This is a genomic window from Microvirga sp. GN3 (assembly GCF_055792825.1).
This window is the reverse complement of the sequence record NZ_JBVVAK010000336.1, coordinates 1-2,640: the sequence shown is the minus strand read 5'-3', so window position 1 is coordinate 2,640 and position 2,640 is coordinate 1. Positions and strand designations below refer to the sequence as shown.

Annotated in this window: 1 protein-coding gene; it reads right to left on the bottom strand. The window is 54.5% G+C overall.

Going from position 1 to position 2,640, the window contains the following annotated elements; all coding sequences use genetic code 11:
- Window positions 1-121: 121 nt before the first annotated feature.
- The gene (locus ACS5Q1_RS47480; RefSeq protein ID WP_473104719.1) at window positions 122-2,050 is read right to left on the bottom strand and encodes a putative bifunctional diguanylate cyclase/phosphodiesterase; all 1,929 of its coding nucleotides are present in this window, start codon (window positions 2,048-2,050) and stop codon (window positions 122-124) included.
- Window positions 2,051-2,640 lie beyond the last annotated feature (590 nt).

The window sequence follows — 2,640 nt, the reverse complement described above, 5'->3', positions numbered from 1 at the left end:
AGACGCCGCTCCTCCATCTGCTCGGATGTTAGATGCGTCGGCCGCCAAACGTCGTCATCCATCGCGCGCCTCCTCACGAGGATCGACATCACCCTATGTTACACCACCTCCGTGAAGATCATTAAATCGGTGCTGAGACCGCACTTGAGAAGTCCAAGTCTGAGTCAGATTTCGGCCGGCCGAGAAAATAGCCTTGGGCTTCAGTGCATCCCGCGGCGCGGATTTGGGCGAATTGATCCTCCGTTTCCACTCCTTCGGCCGTAATCGACATGCCGAGGCCTCTGCCAAGCCGGACAATGGACTGGATAATCACCATGCAGTCTGGCTGCGTCGATAGCTCTCGTACAAATGATTGGTCGATCTTGATCTTGTCGAACGGGAAACTACGCAGGTAGCTCAGCGAGGAATAGCCTGTGCCAAAGTCATCAAGGGCAATGCGAACGCCGAGCTCACGTAACTCGTGCAATGCCGTCAATGTAGTTTCGTTCTCCTGGAGCAGCGCTGACTCCGTTAGCTCCAACTCCAGCCGGCTCGGGGCGATGCCGGTTCGGGTCAGTGTTTTGCGGACGCACGGCAGGAGGGTCCGGTTCCGAAACTGGATTGGTGAAATATTCACGGCCACTTTCATATTTTGCGGCCACGTCGATGCGATCCTACAAGCTTCGTTGATAACCCACTCGCCGAGGGGGGCAATCAAGCCAATGTCTTCCGCAATCGGAATGAACTCGGCCGGAGCGACAGTACCACGCATAGGGTGCCGCCACCGCAACAGGGCCTCGAAGCCCGTAATCTTGTTCGTTTGAAGGCTGACCTGCGGCTGGAAGTGCAATTGGAATTCGTTGTTTGCCATCGCCCTTCTAAGGTCGACCTCGAGTGCTCGACGAGCTTGGAGCTCGGCATCCATCTCAGGCTCGAAGAAACGAAAGGTACCACGCCCATCTGCCTTGGCGCGGTACAAGGCTGTATCGGCTTGCTTGAGAAGCTGCTCCGGAGACGATGTTCCCAGCTCCGTTGATGCAATGCCAATGCTCGTCCCGATGACTATTTCATGCCCGTCGATATCGTAGGCGGATCCTATCTCTTTGACGATGCGGGAAGCCAAAACTGCGCATTCCTGCGCTATGTTGATAGATGTCATTAGAATGGCGAACTCATCGCCACCAAGGCGCGCAATAACAGTATCGCTTTGGACGCACCCACGGATGCGTGTGGCGACAGTTTTCAGGAGCTGGTCACCGGTCTCATGTCCCAGCGTATCATTCACGTTTTTGAACAGATCAAGGTCAAGATACAGAACTGCGATGGTTGATCCATTCTCACGAGCTTTCTGCAGCGACTGCTCCAATCGCTCCCGGAATAGGATGCGATTTGCAAGGCCGGTGAGTGGATCGTGATGAGCCGAGCGGGCGAGATCTGCCGCAAGGCGGTGAAGTTTCTGATGCGCCCGCCCAAGCAATGTATTGTGTCTTGCGAGAAGGCCGGTGAGGACAATCCCAAAAAAGATAATGGTGCCGGTAAGGCCGGAAAAGATCCAATGCAAGCGGGAGAGTTCCTGCTCGTCCTCTGACGTGAGCGCCGCTCCGTGGTTGTATGTAGCCGATGCGAGTTGCGTGAGGCTGCTTTGACGAGGTTGCAGGATCTTCAATGCCGCTTCCGCGCGGCCGGGACTGGTGAGATCCTTGATCAGCGGAGCGGCAATATCTGTGGCGCCCTCGAGGTCACGAATAATCGTCTCGAAACTAGGGTCTCGCTCGAGAATGAAGCGGAAGCTTCCTCCGGTCAAATTCTTCACTGTGCCAGCAAAGATTTCGAAGCGGAGCTGGACGTTCTCGTTGTCGCTATTGCGGTTTGAATCCTTGAACACTCTGAGGGACTGATCGAGCTTCATAAACTCGCTCAGTGCCTGGCTTGCCTGCCAAGTCGGATTGTAACGAGAGATCCGCCTTAACACATGCTGACGCTCGAAAATCACTGTTGTGAAGTAAATCGCGGCAAGCAGAAAGCCACTAACAACGATGCCAAGCACAAGTTTGAGCGTGCGCGACGACAAACGTCTTTCCCCCCAGACGTTCACTATGTCTCGCTAGTACGAGAGCCTTAGTGGCCGTAATATTGGCAATGTTGACGTAGGGGGCATTATAGCTGATTACTCTCGAAGAGATAAGAAACCTAACGCGACATTTGATATACGTAGTTAATTCGGCGGGCGTTGTCACATTGATCGCTGCCGGGTGTAATAAGGTTTAGTGGACGGCATAGCTGGTTCAAGTGGTGGGACTAACTACCGCTTTGTTGACCGAATGAGCTATTTGGCGCCTGGAGGCCGGTGCAGTGGGAGGACCATTCCTTTCCCGGGCACTGTTCTCTTATTCCGGAGATCTGGGTCAAGCCCTTAGAGCGGCGTCTTTGCCCGTCTTACTGATATCACTTGTCGGAGCATGGTTCTCTCCGGGGTCATAGGCTGCCGCATGATGGGGGTCGGAAGCCTCAGCCTCGCCATGTTGCATACGCGGTCGGGTTCTGTTGCAACTTTGAAGATTGCTCCGCCTGAGCTACGACAGGAGGATGTCGAGAGGGGCTGGCGGTGAGGCAAAATAACAAGAACCCGTTCAAGGGTCGGCAATTCACGGCGGAAATCAT